Here is a 17,241-nt window from a genome sequence, read left to right as displayed (position 1 = left end):
CCAAAGGCGGGGAATCGGATCTGGGGCGATCTCGCACACCTGGACCGCGCATCCCCGCCGGCGCAGCGGGAACCCCGAAGGGTTCCGGCGCCTGGACTTCGGTCTAGCCGCAGGCCTTCCAGGCGGGGATGCGGTTGGTACTACTCGGAAGCGCGCTATCGGCACTGCCGCTCACAATCCCTCACCTCCTTCTGTCCGCCTCGCGCATCGGCGAGGTGGTCCGGACCGGCCAACGGTTCACGATACTCGCCGTGCCCGGCCCGGTCGGCGGCGGTGCCGGGTGTGATGGGACACGGCGAAACGGGTGATTCTTAGGTTTCGGCGCACAGGGAAACTCCGTTATCCGTCCGGATCGCCCTGATCATTCTTCTTGTCGCAACGGTCCGTTTCAGTGCGGCGGGGAGGTCTTCGGGAGTTGGCCCCACTCCCGGAGGGTCTCCGCCAGGCCGTCGGTCAGCCGGTGCTCGGCGTCGAGTGTGGCCAAGGTCGCAGTATCCGCCCACATCGCGTCGGAGGCGTCGTCACCAGGGAAAAGGGCTACTTCGTTGGTCCGGCATGCGTAGTCGTGAATCTCGTAGGTACCAGTCGGAGCCGGGCGCAGCACGCGTCCGAACCACCTCCAGACGATCACGGAGAGTCCGGTTTCCTCCAGGAGTTCGCGGTGTACCGCCGAACGATCGGTTTCTCCGGGCTCCACCCGCCCACCGGGTACGGACCACTGCCCCCTGCCGGGGTCGTGGCGGCGTAGTACCAGCAACAACCTGCCATCGGCATCGTGGACGACCCCACCGACGCACCGGATCACTGGGCCGTTGGGTATGATCACGGATACGGAGGGTAGTTGATCCGGACGGTTCGGCTAGCGACTGACCCAAGTGCGGGACAATGCTGCCCTAACGCCGCCGAGTGCGGTACAACAGATCGGCAGGCGCCAGCGTGTTCAATGGCATTTCGGACGGGGTGTATCGCAGTGAACCTTAAGAAGATCCTGACCTGGGCCGGGGTCGCGTTCCTCCTCTTCTTCCTCTTCTCCGCCCCACAGCAGGCCGGTAACCTGGTGAACAACATCCTCGCCAGCCTGGAAGGAGCCGCGCAGGCGGTCATCCTCTTCATGCAGAACATCTTCGTGTAGTGCCGAAGGGCGGTTGACGTGTTCGCGCCTAGGGATCCCGACGAGTACCTGCTCGACACCGAACGCCGGGTCATCCGGCTCCGCAGACACTGGGCGAGCCTGGTCTGGGAACTGTTCGAGGCGATCGGGCTGCTCGTCGGTGTGGTGATGGTGTCCCAACTACTGCCGCAGGACACGACCCTGCCGCAGAACGTGCTCTGGTACGCGGGCCTGGTCGTGCTGCTCCGGTTCACCTATCAGGTGCTGGACTGGTACGTGGAGCGCATCGTCGTCACCGACAAGCGATTCCTGATCGCCGAAGGCATCTTCACCACCAACGTGGCGATGATGCCGATCGGGAAGGTCACCGACTTGACCTTCCAGCGGACCCTGGCCGGGCGCATGTTCGGCTACGGCACCCTGGTGGTCGAGTCGGCCGGTCAGATCCAGGCGCTCAACCGGATCGAGTACGTGCCCAGCCCCGACGAGGTGGAAGACGCGATCTCCTACCTGGTCTTCGGGGAGAAGAAGGCGCAGCAGGAGCGGTTCTCCATGCTCAAGGCCCGTCGTGCCGCGGTGGGCAAGAAGAAGGCCAAGCTTCCGAGCTGATCGGTGGCTCGCGAGCCGGGGTCGCAGGCGCTGCCTGCGGCCCCGTCCGTGTTCATGGGCTGGTGCGGGAGCCCTCGCGGGCATCGGCGAGACTGTGCGCAGCGGAAGGACGGTCGCCCGGGGCGCCGGTCGAACACCCGGTGCGGGGTTCTCGACCGAACTCGCGGGAACGGCGGGGGGATCGTCCGCCGCCGACCGCCGGGTTCAACGGAAAGGCCACGCTTGCGCATCGACCTGCACGCCCACTCCACCGAGTCCGACGGCACCGATACGCCCGCGGAACTCGTCGCCGCCGCGCTCGACGCGGGACTGGACGCCGTCGCGATCACCGATCACGACACCACGGCGGGTTGGGCCGAGGCGGCCGCGGCCGTCGCCGCCTGCACCGGTCCGCGCCGGCTGCGGGTCGTCCCGGGTGCCGAGCTGTCCTGCAGCTGCCCGGACGGCAACGGCCGCACCATCACCGTGCACCTGCTGGCGTACCTGTTCGACCCGACCTCGCCCGCGCTCGTCGCCGAGCAGTCGCGGCTGCGCGCGGAGCGGCGCGGCCGGTTGCGGGAGATGGCCGAGCGGATGGCGGCCGAGGGGTTCCCGGTGGATCCGGAGGGCTTGATGGCGGGGTTGCCGCCGGACTCGCCGGGCGGGCGGCCGCACCTGGCCCGGCAGCTGGTGCGGGCCGGTCTGGTCGCGAGCGTGGACGAGGCCTTCGCCCGCTACCTGGGCAGCAGTGGCCGGTACTACCTGCCGCGCACCGACACCCCGGTGCGGCGGGCGATCGAGATGATCGCCGACGCTGGTGGCGTGACGGCGCTGGCGCACCCCTTCGCGCGAGCCCGCGGGCCTGTGATCAACGCGGCGGTCGTGGCGGAGCTGGCCGGGCAGGGACTCACCGGCATCGAGGTGGACCACCCGGATCACGACGAGCCGACCAGGCGGGAGCTGCGGGGCCTCGCCGCCGAGCTGAACCTGGTCCCGACGGGCAGCAGCGACTACCACGGCACCAACAAGACGATCCGGATCGGCCAGGAGACGACCGCCCCGGAATCGCTGCAGCGGCTGATCGACAAGAGCAGCGGCAGCGAGGTCTTCACCGCGGGCTGATCGGCCGGGCATCCGGCTCGCGCGGTGCGGATTCGCGGTGATCGTGCGAGTTTTCGGCGCCGTGCGGGGCGAAACTCGACGCGACGGTCCGGCTGCGTAGGGTGGGGCGAGTGCAGGGACAGCTCGGCCTCGAAGGCATCCCCGGCAAGCTCGTCCGGGTCACTCCGGCGAAACTCGCCAACTGGGACAGTTGCCCGCGCAAGTTTCGCATGACGTACCTGGACCGGCCGACGCCGTCGCGGTCCGGTGCCCGCGCCAACGCCACGCTCGGCGCGGTCGTGCACAACGCGCTGAAGGCGTTCTTCGAACTCCCGACGGCCCAGCGGACCCCCGAGAAGGCGGTGCTGCTGGTCCGGCAGTGCTGGAAGAGCGACGGGTTCGCCGACTTCGAGCAGGCCGACGAGTACCGGGGACGCGCGCAGCGGTGGGTCGCCGAGTACGTCGAGCGGCTCGGCCCCGGCGCGGACCCCGTCGCGGTGGAGCGGTGGGTGTCGGCCCCGGTGGGCACGATCATCGCGGAGGGCCGGGTGGACCGCATCGACCGGCGCGACGGTGCGCTGGTCGTCGTCGACTACAAGACCGGCAGGCGCGCCGCGACCGACGAGGACGCGCGGGATTCGCGAGCGCTCGCGCTGTACGCGGTCGCCACCCGCAAGACGCTGCGCGGGGAGACCGGACGGGTCGAACTGCACCACCTGCCCAGCGGGCGGGTCGGGGCGTGGGATCACGACCAGGCCTCCCTCGACGAGCACGTGCGGGCGGCGGAGCGGTCCGCCGCGGAACTCCAGGCCGCCTCCGACACGTTCGAGGAGGGGGACGGCGGACGTGCGGCCTTCCCCCCGAAGCCCGGCGCACAATGCGCGTGGTGCGAGTTCCGGGCGCACTGCCCGGAGGGGCAGCAGGCGGCGCCGCCCGCCGCGCCGTGGGCCGGGTTGGCCGGATGAAGGACCAGAGGAACGACATGGACATGCCCCGACGAGGGCCGCAGGACGCCGCACGCGGAAACTCCGATGCCCGCCACCGGCAGGCGCAGGCGCTGCGCGGGCCGCAACGAGGCCCCGGTTACGGGGCGGGACCCGGCGCTCCCGCCGATCAGCCGGGCACGGTGCCGTTCCGCTCGTCGCGCCCACCTCGGCAGCAGCCGGTGGAGTGGTACCACGAGCAGGACGTGGACGAACGGCCGACGATCCGCCGCGCCGGGGCGGCGAGCGGTACCCGGGCCGGGACGTGGTTGCGCGGGCTGACCGGTTCGCTGGCGCTCGGCCTGCTGGTGGTGACGGTCGGCCTGCTCGGCGTGCAGATCTGGTCCACCCGCCAAGGCGAGGCCGGGCCGGGCACGAGCATGATCGTCACGCACGCCGTCGGCGTCGTGCTGGCCCTGGTGCTGCAGGCGTTCGCGGACCGCAACCGGGATCGACGCGGCGGGGCCGCGCTGCTGGGCGTGCTGATCGCCGTCTTCGGCACCCTGTGGTTCTGGTGGTGGCTCTGACGGCTCCCGCCGACGGCTGAGCGGAGTTCGAGCACCGGGCCTCAGCCCAGCGCCACCAGCGTCGCGCCTCGTTGTTCGAGCAGGGCGGGGCCCGCGGAGTCCATGCTGATCGGGCCGTCGTAGCCCTGCCGGTCCACCGGGATCACCCGCTGGCGCGCTCCGGTGAAGCGGTCCACGACGGCAATGCCTTCGGGAACGGGGACCAGCAGCTCGCCGCCGAACAGCGTCCCGGGGCCGAGCGCGCCGGGAACGGTCCACCGCGGAGCGAAGGTGGCGGCGTCCAGCGCCACGGTGGTGGCGCCGTTGTGCCAGTACAGCAGGCCGCCGAAGGTGGCCCCGGCGATGTCGCCGACCTTGTCCTTGACCTGCTGGTACTGCTCGTCGTCGAGGACGGCCACCCGGAACGGCCGGTCCGGCCCGGCGGTGGCGAGCCCGTGCCGCACGCTCTGCTCGGTGATCGTCGGATCGAACCGGTGCAGCGCGGCGGCGATCGAACGCGCGGCGCGCTGCTGCTCGGGTTCGGGGACGGGACGCAAATTGACCGTCCAGACCCGGTCCGGGGCGACCGCCTCCACACCGGCGTCGGGGACCCGGGTCCCCTCGGCGGGCAGCGGGTACTCCGCCTCGACCCCGCCGGTGGCGTTCGCGTACACCACGAGCGAACCGCGATCGCGCAGGTAGACCACGGTCTGCTTGGTGGACACCGCCACCGCGGCCGCTTCGGAACCGTTGAGCACCGCGGTGGTGACCTCTTCCGGTTCCTCGTCGTCCTCGGGCTTGGTCTTGAGCACGCTGAGGCGCTTGGTCGGGTCGCTGGGGCAGTCCTCGATCACCGCGACCCGTTCGCTGCCGACCGCCGTCGAGTTGTAGGTGCAGTCCGGTCGGCGAAGGTTGTTCCCGGCGTTCTTCAACGCGGGCATGATCCCGTACTGCTGGGTGCGCACCAGGTCGGAGCGCCAACTCTCCAGCACCCGATCACCGGTCGCGGTCAGGTACTTGCCGTCGCTGAGCAACCGGGTGCCGAACTGGGTGTCGGAGTTGCGGGCCGGTCCGCGCACGCCGGTACCGCCGCGCAACGAGCTGATCTCGCTGCAGTTCGCCGCTTTGCGGTACACGGCCACCGCGCGGTCCCACTCGCCGCCGACCGTGCACAGCGGGAGGTCGCGGGAGTAGCGCCAGTGCTCCCGGCCGGTTTCCGGATCGTGGCCCAGGACCGTTCCGCCGTCGCCGGTCACCACGGTCGAGTCGGCGACCACCGGAACCGGCGTGGCCGGGCTGGGCGCCCGCCACAGCTCGTGGACGGAGGTGGGTGCTCCGGCGGGTGCGGACGCCACGGGAGGTTGCTCGGAGGCGGGCTCGGACAACGTCGCGCGTGCATCGCTGCGCCACCAGATGACGGCGGCGGCCGACACCACCGCCACCAGGATCAGGGCCACCGCGACGAAGTCGGACCGCGTCCGCCGTTCCGGCCGTACCACTGCACTCCTCGTTGGGCGTTCGTTGGTCTTCCGGCGTCGGCCGGGCCCTCGGTTGCTGATCGGTGCGGCGCGAGCCGCGGTGGACTCGCCCGTGCTCGGTCGGAGCTCGGGCCCGGTGCCTCCCGGCCACCGAGCCTAGCCACCCCGGCACGGCCAACGGGCCGCCCGGTCCTCGGGCCGCCCGCCGCTCGTCCTACCTCAGTCGGCGGTCGATTCGCCGCCACCGGAGCCGGAACCGCCACCGCCGCCGCGACGCCTGCGCCGCCGCTTGCGGGGAGCTTCCGCCGAGTCACCGGCGCCTTCGCCCTGCGGAGCCGACTCCGCGGGCTTCGCGCCGCTGTCCGCGCCCACACCACCGCGGGTGCGCCTGCGCTGCCGCGTGCGGCCACCGGGACGGGTGTCGCCCGCGGGCTCACCGGTGGACTGCTCGCCACCGCCGTTGCCGCGGGTGCGGCGACGCGGCTTGCGCGACGAGGAGGAGCGCTTCGCGTCCTCGTCCACCTCGGCGCCCAGGCCGGCGCGGGTGCGCTTCGACAGCGGCAACCGGCCGGTCGCGTCCGCGGGGATGTTCAAGTCCTCGTAGAGGTGCTTGGACGTGGAGTAGGTCTCCACCGGCTCCGGCTTGCCCAGGTCGAGGGTGTCGCTGATCATCTTCCAGCGGGTTTCCTCGTCCCAGTCGACGAGGGTGATCGCGACGCCCTCGCGCCCCGCGCGACCGGTGCGGCCGATGCGGTGCACGTAGGTCTTCTCGTCGTCCGGGCACTGCAGGTTCACCACGTGCGTCACGCCGGAGACGTCGATGCCGCGGGCGGCGACGTCCGTCGCGACCAGGGTGTCGACCTTGCCGGAGCGGAACGCGCGCAGCGCCTGCTCGCGGGCGCCCTGACCGAGGTCGCCGTGCACCGACGCGGCGGCGAAACCGCGCTCGGCCAGCTCGTCGGAGAGCTTCTGCGCGGTCCGCTTGGTTCGCGTGAAGATCATCGTGAGCCCGCGGTCCTGGGCCTGCAGCGCCCGCGCCAGCAGCTCCGACTTGTCCATCGCGTGCGCGCGGTAGACGAACTGCTTGGTGCGCTCGTGGATCGCGTTCGCGTCGGCTTCCTCGGCGCGGATGTGCGTGGGCTGGTTCAGGAACGTGCGGGCCAGGGTGATGATCGGCCCCGGCATGGTCGCGGAGAACAGCATCGTCTGCCGCTGCTCGGGGACCATGTTCAGGATCCGCTCGATGTCCGGGAGGAAGCCCAGGTCGAGCATCTCGTCGGCCTCGTCCAGCACCAGTCCGCGGACCTTGCCGAGGATCAGGTGCTGCTGCTCGGCCAGGTCCAGCAACCGGCCGGGGGTGCCGATGACCAGGTCGACGCCCTGCTTGAGCGCGTCGATCTGCTGCTCGTAGGGCCGCCCGCCGTACACCGCGAGGGTGCGGATGCCCAGGTGCTTGCCGGCGTCGGTGAGGTCGCGGGCGACCTGCACGCACAGCTCGCGGGTCGGCACGACGACGAGCGCCTGCGGAGTGCCGTCACCGGGCACCTGCAGTCGCTGCAGCAGGGGCACGCCGAATCCCAGCGTCTTCCCGGTGCCGGTGCGGGCCTGCCCGATCAGGTCCTCGCCGCGCAGCGCGAGCGGCAGCGTGAGCTCCTGGATCGCGAAGGTGTGCTCGATGCCCGCCTCGCCCAGCGCGCGCACGATCTCCTCGTGCACGTCGAGCTCGGCGAAGGTCGGGGTGTTCGGGACGGTGCTCTCCGCGTGCAGCGGCGGCGCTTCCTCCACGGAGGGGGCGCCGCTCTCGCTGTGCTCGATCGCGTGCACGTCCTCGGTTCTGTCCGTTGTCGCGGGGGCCTCGGGGGCCCGCTCATTGCTGAGGGTCAGAGTGATCGCCTCTCTCAGTACCGGCGCGCTGCGGCCGATTCTCGGCCGATCTCGCGGTGACGCCCTCCGGCATGTTGGCCGCGGTCTGAGCCGCGTCCGGCCGCGTTGTTCGCGTGCCGCATGCTCGTGGTCACCGATGCGATGGTCGCGCGCCCCTGTTCGATCAGCGGAAATCCCGCTGCTGGTTCGGTCGGCATCGTGGCGAGGCTCACGCCGTCGCCCGCGCCTGGTAGCCGGGCACAGGTTGCGCCCACGCCCGGGCCTCCCGCACGGACCCTGGGCGACCGGCCGCTCACGGGGTGGGACCGTGGCCCGCTTCGAGCCCGTCGGGCCCGCGCGGGGAGAGGGGTCCACTGCCGGTTGCCTGATGCCTCATGGCTTCTGCGTCCGCCAGGATACCTGGTCCACACCGGATCTAGGTCGGCAATGTGCGATGAGCTTCGTGAAACGGCCCGCACGACCAGCGTCGGGGGCGGGTCCCGTGCCGCCGCGGTCCCCGCGCTCCGCGCGTGTCGGGCGCGCGCGGAGCCGACGGCGGCGGTGCGCGGCAGGTCTGCGGTGGTCCCGCTCGCGCGCTCGGGGACCCCTTAGGCTGCCGGTATGAGCGAGCTCGACCCCTCCGCAGCCGGATCCGCCGATTCCACCTACGCCGAGGGGGTCGTGGACCTGCTGGCCGCGCTCGCCTACGGCGAACTCTCCGCTTTCGACCGGCTCGCCGAGGACGCGCGCACCGCCCCCACCCTGTCCGGCCGGGCCGCGCTGGCCAGCATGGCCGCCGCCGAGATCGGGCACTACCGCCTGCTCGACGACGCGCTCGCCGGCCGGGGAGTGGCGGTGGACGAGGTGATGGCCCCGTTCGCGGAGCCGTTCGACGCGTTCAACGCCTCCACCGCGCCGCACTCCTGGCTGGAGTCGCTGGTCAAGGCTTACGTCGGTGACGGGCTCGCGGCGGACTTCTACCGCGAGGTCGCCGAGTGGCTCGACGACTCGACCCGCGACCTGGTGCTCAACGTGCTCGCCGACACGGGGCATTCCGCGTTCGCCGAGCGCGAGGTGCTGGCCGCCATCGCCGACGACCGCTCGCTGCGTGACAAGCTGACCCTGTGGGGCCGGCGGCTGCTCGGCGAGGCGGTCACCCAGGCCCAGCGCGTCGTCGCCGAACGCGACGCCCTCTCCGAGCTGATCATCACCGGTTCCGGTGATCTCACCGGCATCGTCGCCCTGTTCCGCCGCCTCCAGAACAACCACACGAAGCGGATGGCCCGCCTCGGCCTGGGCTGATCGGGGGTGCCACCCCCGACGTGTTCGCCCACGGCGAAGGCGGGTTCGGCGGGAGCTGGGATAACCTCTCGGGCGTACGCATCGGTTGCGAATTACGGAGGTCAAGCGTGGAGGTCAAGATCGGCGTCGTGGACAGCCCGCGCGAGCTCGTCGTGGCCAGCGGTCAGTCCTCGGCCGAGGTCGAGTCGCTGGTCGCCGACGCGCTGAAGACCACCGACGGGGTGCTGTCGCTGACCGACGAGAAGGACCGGCGCTACCTGGTGCCCGCCGCCAAGGTGGCCTACGTCGAGATCGGTCCCTCGGAGTCCCCGCGGGTCGGCTTCGGCGTTCAGTGATCTACCGCGATGCCCCCGGCCGGAGCTCTCCGGCCGGGGGCATCGTCGTCTTCAGGGACCTTGCAGAACGATCTTCTGATCAGTGTCTTGTCAGCGGCGCAGCCGCTGAGCAGTGACCACGCACGCAAGACGACCACCGGCGGGTTCTCAGCGGCTTCCTCGCGAGGACAGCGATTTCGCTGTGTATGGACATACATGAGAAATCGATCCCGCAGCGAGGAAGCCGCTGAGGTTCCGCTGAGCGACCCGCTAAGCAGGTCATTCTGGAAGGGCTCCTCAGAACGGTGGGCGGCCGAGGCCGGTGATCCGGTAGCGCTGCCACGGGTCCGGGTCGGTCAGCGTGCCCACCGCCTGGCCGCGCGTCGTGCGCAGCACCACGTCGGTCTTGCGCCCCCCGGCCAGCTCCGCGACGCCGTCGTGCGCGGAGATCCGGCCGTACCAGTGGAAGCGGCCGTCGATGGGCTGGAAGTGCCCGCGCAGCACCACGTCCACCGCGACCTCGTGGTCCTCGGTGAACAGCACGGCCTCGCCTTCGTACTCCTCCTCGGGGCCGTGCTCCTGATCGGTGGCGGTCGTCGATTCGCGCACGTCGGACATGCTTCTCCCTTCCGCGGTCAGCTCTCGCCGACGTCGGTGCTCGGTTCGCCGTGGTGCTCGCTGATCAGCCGCAGGCCGGTGCTCAGCTCCAGCGGTTCGTCGGGGTCGACCACGATGCCGCCGGAGCGCAGCACGCCGTCGAGGGCGTGCCAGATGATCCGGGTCAGGTAGTCGGTGAGGTTGTCCTTGCTCATCGACTGCCGTTCCAGCCACCAGTCGCCGCTGGCCTGCACCATGCCGACCAGCCCGTGCGACCACGGCTCGACGCCGCCGGAGTCCAGCCCCAGCGCGCGCAGGTATTCGCCGAGCAGCCGGGACAGCGAGTTCGCGATCTCCGTCTTCTCCGCGGTGACGGGGTCGTCGCGCACCGGTTTGTCGGCGAAGGTGCGCCGCACGACGAACCGGTAGAGGTCGGGGTACTGCTCGAGGACGCCGAGGTAGGCGTCGAGCATCCGCCGGATGCGTTCGTTCGGGCTGCCGTCGGCGGCGATCTCGGGCGCCAGCCGCTGCATCAGCAGGTCGGAGCCCCATTCGCCGACGGCCACGTACAGGTCGCTCTTGTCGTGGAAGTGCCGGTAGAGCACGGGTTTGCTGACGCCGGCCTCGGCGGCGATCTCGTCCATGCCGACGTCGGCGCCGTGCTCGCCGATGGCGCGGACGGTGGCTTCGACGAACTCGGCGCGGCGAGCTTGGCGGTGCTCGCGCCAGCGCTCCCGGCGGGCGTCGCCGCGTTCCGGTGGGGGCGACGAGGGGACGACCTTGACAGGTCGAGTGCGGTGGCTCACGCTACCCAAGGTAGCTGTTACTCGAAGTAACATGCAATACGCGGGGCGCCGGAGCCGCGCGGAGGTCGAAGGGGAGCGCCGTCATGGTCAGGACCTTGCAGGTGAACGATCGGGAGAAGACAGCGGCCCGGCTGCTGAAGTCGTCCGCGAAGAACAGCTACGACCCCGACGTCGACATCGACTGGAACGCGCCGCTGCTCGACGACGCGCCCTACATCCCGTTCCACCGCAGCAGCCTCTACGGCACCCGAATGTGGGACCGGCTGGACCACGCGCAGCGCGTCGAGCTGACCAAGCACGAGTTCGCCAGCATCGCCTCGAACGGGCTCTGGTTCGAAGTCCTGCTGATGCAGATGCTGCTCAAGGAGTTCTACGACTCCGACCCGCGCTCCGAGCACGCGCACTACGCGCTGACCGAGATCGCCGACGAGTGCAGGCACTCCACCATGTTCGGCAAGGCTGTTCGGCGCGTCGGAGCGCCCGCCTACGGCCCGGTGCCGCTGCTGCGCCACGGCGGCCGGGTGCTGCCCGCGATCCTGAAAGGCCCCTCCGCGTACGCGTCGATCCTGGTGGCCGAGGAGATCCTGGACCGGTTCCAGCGCGACCAGATGAACGACGAGACCGTGCAGCCGCTGGTTCGCATGGTCAACCGCATCCACGTGCTGGAAGAAGCACGGCACGTCACCTTCGCCCGCGAAGAGGTCATCCGGCGGATGGAGAAGTGCAACGCCGCCGAACGCGCCTGGCACCAGTACTGGACGGCGCTGGTGTCCTACGGGATCTGCTTCAGCCTGATCAACCCCAGGGTGTACAAGTCCGTCGGCCTGCGGCCGAGGGACGCGCACGCCGCCGCCTGGGCGAACCCGCACTTCCAGGACACCCTGCACTGGGGCGGCGAGAAGATCATGAGCTTCCTGGACGAGGCGGGGCTCATCGGCAAGCCCGGCATGACCTTCTGGCGCAAGTCCTTCCTGATCCGCTGACCACTACTCCAGAACAGGAAACCCGCACCGCGATGACGAGCACCCTGGACACCGACACCCTCACCACCGGCGACGGCGTGCGGCTGCGCGTGTGGGAGCACGGCCCGGCCGACGCCCCCACCACGTTGCTGCTCGTGCACGGCTGGACGCTCACCACGCACACCTGGGACCGGGTCGTCGACGCCGTGCTCAGCGAGTCGAACGTGCGCGTCGTGCGCTTCGACCTGCGCGGGCACGGGGAATCGGAGGCCGCGCCCGCCGGATCGGCCACCATCGAACGCTGCGCCGACGACGTCGCCGAACTCATCGCGCAGCGGGTGCCCACCGGGCCGATCGTGCTCGCCGGCCACTCCATGGGCGGCATGACGATCATGGCGCTGGCCGAGCGGCACCCGGAGCTGTTCGCCGCGCGGATCGCCGGGGCGGCGCTCGTCGCGACCTCCAGCGGCGACCTGGCCGCGCCCACGCTGGGGTTGCCCGCGCCGATCGCCTCCGTCGCGCACCGCGCCGAACTCGGCGTGCGCGGCGTGCTCGCCAAGTCCGCCGGCAAGCGGCTGAGCAGGAACTCCCGCCCGCTGCGACCGGGCATGCGGTGGCTGCTGTTCGGCGCGGGCGCCGAGCGGCAGGACGTCGCCGACAGCGCGGACTGGGTCGCGGCCTGCAACCCGTCGAACCTGGCGGGCTTCCGCAAGTCGCTGGCCGAGCACGATCGCGCGCACGCGCTCGCCGCGCTGCGATCGATCCCGGTGGTGGTGCTCGCGGGCTCCGCGGACCGGCTCTGCCCGCTGCCGCACTCCCGGCGCATCGCCGACGCGCTGCCGCACGCGCGGCTGCTGGTGTACTCGGGCGCCGGGCACATGCTGCCGATGGAGCGCACCGACGAGGTCGCAGACCGCATCACCGAACTGGTCGGAGCCGCAGACCGGAGTTGAGTGCCTGCCTTCGCTCCCGCGTTCTGCGTTGGGGTCGGGTGGCGGAACCTCAGCGCTCTTCTCGCTGCGGGATCTTTTTCCCAAGTGGCTCCGCCACGAGGGAAAAAGCCGTCCTCGCGAGAAGGGCGCTGAGAACCCGCGGCGGTGCCGGTGGGCATGGTGGTCGCTGCTCAGCGGCTTCGCCGCTGACAAGAAGAGGTTTGCACCGGGGCAGGTGCTAGGAGGCCGAGCCGTGTGGAGATCGCGGCTCGGCCTTCGTCGTCTTTCGGTGGTCAGCCGTTCTGCAGCGGGAAGCCCGCCAGGCCCTTCCACGCCAAGGTGGAGATGAGGCTGATCGCCTCGTCGCGCTGCACCGACTCCGTCTCGTCCAGCCAGTAGCGCGCGGTGACCTGGCTCAGCCCGACCAGGCCGAACGCCAGCAGCCGCGCGCGTTCCGAGTCGAGGCCGGCGTCGGCGGTGACGGCCTCCGCGACCGCGTCCACGCAATCCGACAGCGCGCCGTCCACGGCCTGGTCGACGGCCGGTTCGCCCCGCAGGTCCGATTCGAAGACCAGCCGGAAGGCCTGGCCCTCCCCGTCGACGAACTCGAACAGCGCGCCGACCGCGGCGCGCACCCGCTGCTTGTTGTCCGGGGTGGTCTCGATGGCCTCCCGGACGCGGCGCACCAGCTCGCCGCCGTGCATCTCCACCAGCGCCAGGTACAGCTCGAGCTTGCCGGGGAAGTGCTGGTAGAGGACGGGTTTGCTGACCCCGGCGTGCTCGGCGATGTCGTCCATCGCCGCCGCGTGGTAGCCGTTGGTCACGAACACGTGCTGAGCCGCCGTGAGCAGCTGTGCTCGGCGGGCGTCGCGGGGCAGCCGAACGCCTCTGCTCGGCTGCGCGGTCTCCGTCATGCCTGCCCCACCCGTCCTTCCGTGACACCTGCTGGGCGCTCCAGCCGGGGAAGCACAACCTTACTCGCCGGTAAACTCGGTCTCGACCACATCCGGCGGTTCGTCGCCCTCCCGGGGCATGCTGGGGGCATGCGGACGAGAACACGTCGCCTCGACGCATCGCGGTCGAGCGGCGAGCTGACCAGGGTTCCGATGCCCGCCGACGCCGTCGAGACCCACCTCTCCGGCGTCCCCGCGCCCGGTCGGCAGGTGCCGCTGATCACGGGATTCGGCCCGGCGACCGTGCACGTCCGGGACACGCCCGGCTCCGAGGACGGGATCGCGGTGTACCTGCACGGGCTCGCGGGTTCCGCCACGAACTGGACGGACCTCGCGGCATCGCTCGCGCCGCACCTGCGCGGGATCGCCGTGGACCTGCCGGGGTTCGGGCTGTCCGAACCGCCGGACTGGTTCGACTACAGCTGCGAGCAGCACGCGCACGTCGTGATCGGGCTGCTGGAGGAGTCGCGGACGGGCGCGGTGCACCTGTTCGGGAACTCGTTCGGCGGTGCGGTGGCCGTGCTCATCGCGGCGCGCCGCCCGGACCTGGTGTCGTCGCTGACGCTGATCTCCCCGGCGATGCCGGACCTGCGGCCCGATCCGCGGCGGCTGTCCGATCCGCGCATCCCGCTGGCCTGGTTGCCGCTGCTCGGGCCCGCGGTGCGGCGGCGGCTCGCGGCGGTGCCGCCGGGCGAGCGCGCCCGGAAGCTGCTGGAGCTGTGCTTCGCCGACCCGGCGGCGGTGCCGGACGACCGGCTGCGGCTGGTCGTCGAGGAGTTCCGGGAACGGGCGGACTTCGCCTGGGCCGAGGCGGCGCTCGGGCGCACCACGACCGGACTGATGTGGTCCTGGCTGTCGCCGCCGTGGCGTTCCCCGTGGAACCTGCTGCCGGAGGTGGCGGCGCCCGGCCTCGTCGTGTGGGGCGCGCAAGATCGCGTGGTGAGCGTCCGGAAGGCGCCGCGGACCGCGCGGGAACTGCGGCGCGGACGACTCCTGGTGCTGCCGCGCACCGGCCACGTAGCGCAACTGGAGCATCCGCGGGTGGTCGCGGCGGCCGTGATCGGGATGCTCCGGGAGGTCGAAGTCGACCGTTGGTGATCACCGAGAGCCGAATCGGGTGATCTTTGTCGGGTGTACCGGACATCGCAGGCCACAGCCTCGCTGCCCACGATCGCGCTATGGCACGCTTGTACCGTGCCGCGCCCTCCGAGACGATCCCGTGACGCCACCCCCGGCCACTCGGATGCGGCGGACGGAGCCGCACCGCACGCGCGGCGCCGACCGCGCCCGGACGAGCCGCTCGCGGCGTCCTGGCGCCCGTTCGACGAGCGCGACTACGACATCGACGAGCCGGAGCGCCCGCGGCGCGAACGGCGCGGCGCCTGGTCGCTGTACGGGTGGCGGATCTACGCCGTCCCGCTGCTGGTCGTGGTCACCGCGCTGGCCGTGTTCGAGTCCGTGGACCCGGGGTCCGAGCAGCTCGGTGAGGCCGGGCCGGGAACGCACCTGCAAGCGCCGAACGTGCCCGAGGCGCCGGTGGTCACCGAGGCTCCGCCGGGGCAGACCTACGACGCGGACATGTTCTCCGCCGAACTCCCGCCGGGCTCGCCCGTCCCGGAGGTCGGCGGGCGCACCTTCGACGTGCTGCCCGGTGCCTCGCCGAAGGTCGGCACCGGCGGCGACCTGTACCGCTACACGGTCGAGGTCGAAGTCGGCGTGCGGCTGGAAGAGGGCAACGACTCCTTCGGCAGGCTCACCCAGCAGACCCTCGCCGACCCGCGCAGCTGGACGAACCCGGAGGCGGGCGACATCGCGCTGCAGCGGGTCGACGGCTCGGCCTCCCCGGACTTCCGGGTGACGCTGGTCAGCCAGAACACGGCCAGGGAGATCTGCGGCTACGGCAGCGGGCTGCCGTTCGACACCTCGTGCCGCATCTCCGACCGGGTCTACATCAACGCGGCCCGCTGGGTGCGCGGCGCGGTCGCGTTCGAAGGCGACATCGGCACCTACCGGCGCTACGCGATCAACCACGAGGTGGGCCACGTCTTCGGCAACGGGCACGTGCCGTGCGGGCAGCAGGGCGGCCTGGCGCCGGTGATGATGCAGCAGACGTTCAGCACCGCGAACAACGAGCTGCACGAGCTGAACAAGGCCGTGCCGCAGGGCACGGAGATCCCCGCCGACGGCTACGTCTGCAAGTACAACGCGTGGCCGTTCCCCGTCGGCGGCAGCGGCCGCTGATCTCCCCGGCCCGCGGAAACGTGCGCGCGGCCACTCCGTTCCCGGATCGTGGGAGTAATTTGGGAGGCGGGAAGACGATCCGCCACTCTGGCGTTGCACCTTTCGCGCCGGTTCGGTTCCACCGATTCCGGGCGCGGACGCTCGTCGCCTCCGCGGAAGCGGAGAACGGCGAGGTGAGGACCACTGAGGAGGAGCTGGGAGATGTCCGGCGATTCAGCCCAGGCAACGACGCTCCCGCCGCTCGTTGAGCCGGCGGCGGAGTTGACCAAGGAAGAGGTCGCGCGCTACAGCCGCCACCTGATCATCCCGGATGTCGGGATGGACGGGCAGAAGCGGCTGAAGAACGCGAAGGTCCTGGTGATCGGTGCCGGTGGCCTCGGCAGCCCGGCACTGCTGTACCTGGCCGCGGCCGGTGTCGGCACGATCGGCATCGTCGAGTTCGACGCCGTCGACGAGTCGAACCTGCACCGCCAGGTCATCCACGGCCAGTCCGACCTGGGCAGGCCGAAGGCGGAGTCGGCGCGCGACTCGATCGCCGAGATCAACCCGTTCGTCAAGGTCAACCTGCACCAGACGTACCTGTCCTCGGACAACGCGCTGGGCATCTTCGCCGACTACGACCTGATCCTGGACGGCACGGACAACTTCGCCACCCGGTACCTGGTCAACGACGCCGCGGTGCTGGCGGGCAAGCCCTACGTGTGGGGCTCGATCTTCCGCTTCGAAGGCCAGGTCAGCGTGTTCTGGGAGGAGAAGGGCCCGAACTACCGGGACCTGTACCCCGAGCCGCCGCCGCCCGGGATGGTGCCGTCCTGCGCCGAAGGCGGCGTGCTGGGCATCCTGTGCGCCTCCATCGGTTCGATCATGGTCACCGAGGCGGTCAAGCTCATCACCGGCATCGGGGAGACCCTCGTCGGCAGGCTGATGATCTACGACGCGCTGGAGATGAGCTACCGGACGGTCAAGATCCGCAAGGACCCGAACGCGGACAAGATCACCGAGCTGATCGACTACGAGGCGTTCTGCGGCGTCGTCTCCGACGACGCGCAGCAGGCGGCCGTGAACAGCACGATCACGCCGCGCGAGCTCAAGGACAAGTTCGACCGGGGCGACAAGTTCCAGCTGATCGACGTCCGGGAGCCGCACGAGTACGAGATCGTCAAGATCGACGGCTCCACGCTGATCCCGAAGGACCGCATCCTCTCCGGCGAGGCGCTCGCGGAACTGCCGCAGGACCGGCAGATCGTGCTGCACTGCAAGTCCGGCGGACGCTCCGCCGAGGCCCTCGCGGCGCTGCACAAGGCCGGATTCTCCGACGCCGTGCACGTCGGCGGCGGAGTCCTCGGATGGGCCAACGAAGTCGACACCAGCCTGCCTACTTACTGATCGTCCGGTCTTTTTGCTCGGGTGGTCGGGTGGCGGAACCTCAGGTGTCTTCTCGCTGCGGGATCTTTTTCCCAAGTGGCTCCGCCACGAGGGAAAAAGCTGTCCTCGCGAGAAGACA

17 protein-coding genes and 1 pseudogene are annotated in these 17,241 nt (G+C 70.9%); 12 read left to right on the top strand and 6 right to left on the bottom strand.

Annotated elements, in window-relative coordinates; translation table 11 throughout:
- Positions 1 to 496: 496 nt before the first annotated feature.
- Positions 497 to 805 (bottom strand): annotated as a pseudogene (locus tag ACWD38_RS05670) (NUDIX hydrolase); the annotation flags it as partial.
- A gap of 165 nt (positions 806 to 970) precedes the next feature.
- On the opposite strand from ACWD38_RS05670, the gene ACWD38_RS05665 reads away from it, so the two are divergent.
- The 5 genes from ACWD38_RS05665 (at position 971) to ACWD38_RS05645 (ending at position 4,310) form a co-directional block, all read left to right on the top strand.
- Positions 971 to 1,132 carry a hypothetical protein gene (locus tag ACWD38_RS05665; protein WP_184477007.1) on the top strand — a complete coding sequence of 54 codons (162 nt, stop codon included), beginning with the start codon at positions 971 to 973 and terminating at the stop codon, positions 1,130 to 1,132.
- An 18-nt stretch (positions 1,133 to 1,150) separates the two neighbouring features.
- Entirely contained in the window at positions 1,151 to 1,720 is a 570-nt protein-coding gene (locus ACWD38_RS05660; RefSeq protein ID WP_184477009.1) for a PH domain-containing protein, read from the top strand.
- A gap of 222 nt (positions 1,721 to 1,942) precedes the next feature.
- Positions 1,943 to 2,821: a PHP domain-containing protein gene (locus ACWD38_RS05655; RefSeq protein WP_450123444.1), complete on the top strand. Its 879-nt coding sequence runs from the start codon at positions 1,943 to 1,945 to the stop codon at positions 2,819 to 2,821.
- Between the two features lie 110 nt (positions 2,822 to 2,931).
- Positions 2,932 to 3,765, top strand: coding sequence for a PD-(D/E)XK nuclease family protein (locus ACWD38_RS05650; RefSeq protein ID WP_184477012.1), 834 nt, complete (start codon positions 2,932 to 2,934; stop codon positions 3,763 to 3,765).
- A gap of 23 nt (positions 3,766 to 3,788) precedes the next feature.
- Positions 3,789 to 4,310, top strand: coding sequence for a hypothetical protein (locus tag ACWD38_RS05645; RefSeq protein WP_184477014.1), 522 nt, complete (start codon positions 3,789 to 3,791; stop codon positions 4,308 to 4,310).
- A 41-nt stretch (positions 4,311 to 4,351) separates the two neighbouring features.
- On the opposite strand, the gene ACWD38_RS05640 is transcribed toward ACWD38_RS05645, so the two are convergent.
- Together ACWD38_RS05640 and ACWD38_RS05635 are read right to left on the bottom strand one after the other, a co-directional pair.
- Positions 4,352 to 5,788, bottom strand: coding sequence for an Rv3212 family protein (locus tag ACWD38_RS05640; RefSeq protein WP_450123443.1), 1,437 nt, complete (start codon positions 5,786 to 5,788; stop codon positions 4,352 to 4,354).
- A 198-nt stretch (positions 5,789 to 5,986) separates the two neighbouring features.
- Positions 5,987 to 7,591, bottom strand: coding sequence for a DEAD/DEAH box helicase (locus ACWD38_RS05635; protein ID WP_450123442.1), 1,605 nt, complete (start codon positions 7,589 to 7,591; stop codon positions 5,987 to 5,989).
- Between the two features lie 660 nt (positions 7,592 to 8,251).
- Between ACWD38_RS05635 and ACWD38_RS05630 the strand changes: the two genes are divergently transcribed.
- Together ACWD38_RS05630 and ACWD38_RS05625 are read left to right on the top strand one after the other, a co-directional pair.
- Positions 8,252 to 8,932: a ferritin-like fold-containing protein gene (locus ACWD38_RS05630; RefSeq protein WP_184477018.1), complete on the top strand. Its 681-nt coding sequence runs from the start codon at positions 8,252 to 8,254 to the stop codon at positions 8,930 to 8,932.
- Between the two features lie 107 nt (positions 8,933 to 9,039).
- Entirely contained in the window at positions 9,040 to 9,267 is a 228-nt protein-coding gene (locus ACWD38_RS05625; protein WP_184477020.1) for a DUF3107 family protein, read from the top strand.
- Between the two features lie 276 nt (positions 9,268 to 9,543).
- Here ACWD38_RS05625 and ACWD38_RS05620 read toward each other — a convergent pair whose 3' ends face one another.
- Positions 9,544 to 9,864 (bottom strand): DUF4873 domain-containing protein, encoded by a 321-nt coding sequence (locus tag ACWD38_RS05620; RefSeq protein WP_184477022.1) that lies wholly within the window; start codon positions 9,862 to 9,864, stop codon positions 9,544 to 9,546.
- A gap of 17 nt (positions 9,865 to 9,881) precedes the next feature.
- Positions 9,882 to 10,649, bottom strand: a complete 768-nt coding sequence (locus ACWD38_RS05615) for a TetR/AcrR family transcriptional regulator (RefSeq protein WP_343071189.1) — start codon at positions 10,647 to 10,649, stop codon at positions 9,882 to 9,884.
- An 83-nt stretch (positions 10,650 to 10,732) separates the two neighbouring features.
- On the opposite strand from ACWD38_RS05615, the gene ACWD38_RS05610 reads away from it, so the two are divergent.
- Positions 10,733 to 11,632: an AurF N-oxygenase family protein gene (locus ACWD38_RS05610; protein ID WP_184477026.1), complete on the top strand. Its 900-nt coding sequence runs from the start codon at positions 10,733 to 10,735 to the stop codon at positions 11,630 to 11,632.
- A 32-nt stretch (positions 11,633 to 11,664) separates the two neighbouring features.
- A complete protein-coding gene (locus ACWD38_RS05605; protein WP_184477027.1) occupies positions 11,665 to 12,564 on the top strand; it encodes an alpha/beta fold hydrolase in 900 nt (299 codons plus the stop codon).
- A gap of 272 nt (positions 12,565 to 12,836) precedes the next feature.
- Here the strand turns inward: ACWD38_RS05605 and ACWD38_RS05600 are convergent, their stop codons facing one another.
- Positions 12,837 to 13,457 (bottom strand): TetR/AcrR family transcriptional regulator, encoded by a 621-nt coding sequence (locus tag ACWD38_RS05600; protein WP_184477029.1) that lies wholly within the window; start codon positions 13,455 to 13,457, stop codon positions 12,837 to 12,839.
- Positions 13,458 to 13,586: 129 nt separating this feature from the next.
- Between ACWD38_RS05600 and ACWD38_RS05595 the strand changes: the two genes are divergently transcribed.
- From ACWD38_RS05595 to moeZ, 3 genes are all read left to right on the top strand, one after another.
- Entirely contained in the window at positions 13,587 to 14,594 is a 1,008-nt protein-coding gene (locus ACWD38_RS05595; RefSeq protein WP_450123441.1) for an alpha/beta fold hydrolase, read from the top strand.
- Between the two features lie 96 nt (positions 14,595 to 14,690).
- Entirely contained in the window at positions 14,691 to 15,737 is a 1,047-nt protein-coding gene (locus ACWD38_RS05590; RefSeq protein ID WP_184477031.1) for a DUF3152 domain-containing protein, read from the top strand.
- A gap of 201 nt (positions 15,738 to 15,938) precedes the next feature.
- Positions 15,939 to 17,123 carry an adenylyltransferase/sulfurtransferase MoeZ gene (moeZ, locus tag ACWD38_RS05585; protein ID WP_184477033.1) on the top strand — a complete coding sequence of 395 codons (1,185 nt, stop codon included), beginning with the start codon at positions 15,939 to 15,941 and terminating at the stop codon, positions 17,121 to 17,123.
- Positions 17,124 to 17,241: the final 118 nt, after the last annotated feature.

The sequence above is a fragment of the Saccharopolyspora sp. NPDC002578 genome (assembly GCF_053592695.1).
This window is presented reverse-complemented; position numbering and strand designations above follow the sequence as displayed.

Excerpts from the sequence above, each read along its gene's own strand:
- ACWD38_RS05645 (WP_184477014.1), top strand. The coding sequence starts at position 3,789 with ATGCCCCGACGAGGGCCGCAGGACGCCGCACGCGGAAACTCCGATGCC.
- ACWD38_RS05630 (WP_184477018.1), top strand. The coding sequence starts at position 8,252 with ATGAGCGAGCTCGACCCCTCCGCAGCCGGATCCGCCGATTCCACCTAC.
- ACWD38_RS05620 (WP_184477022.1), bottom strand. The coding sequence starts at position 9,864 with ATGTCCGACGTGCGCGAATCGACGACCGCCACCGATCAGGAGCACGGC.
- ACWD38_RS05610 (WP_184477026.1), top strand. The coding sequence starts at position 10,733 with ATGGTCAGGACCTTGCAGGTGAACGATCGGGAGAAGACAGCGGCCCGG.
- ACWD38_RS05605 (WP_184477027.1), top strand. The coding sequence starts at position 11,665 with ATGACGAGCACCCTGGACACCGACACCCTCACCACCGGCGACGGCGTG.
- ACWD38_RS05600 (WP_184477029.1), bottom strand. The coding sequence starts at position 13,457 with ATGACGGAGACCGCGCAGCCGAGCAGAGGCGTTCGGCTGCCCCGCGAC.
- ACWD38_RS05595 (WP_450123441.1), top strand. The coding sequence starts at position 13,587 with ATGCGGACGAGAACACGTCGCCTCGACGCATCGCGGTCGAGCGGCGAG.
- moeZ (WP_184477033.1), top strand. The coding sequence starts at position 15,939 with ATGTCCGGCGATTCAGCCCAGGCAACGACGCTCCCGCCGCTCGTTGAG.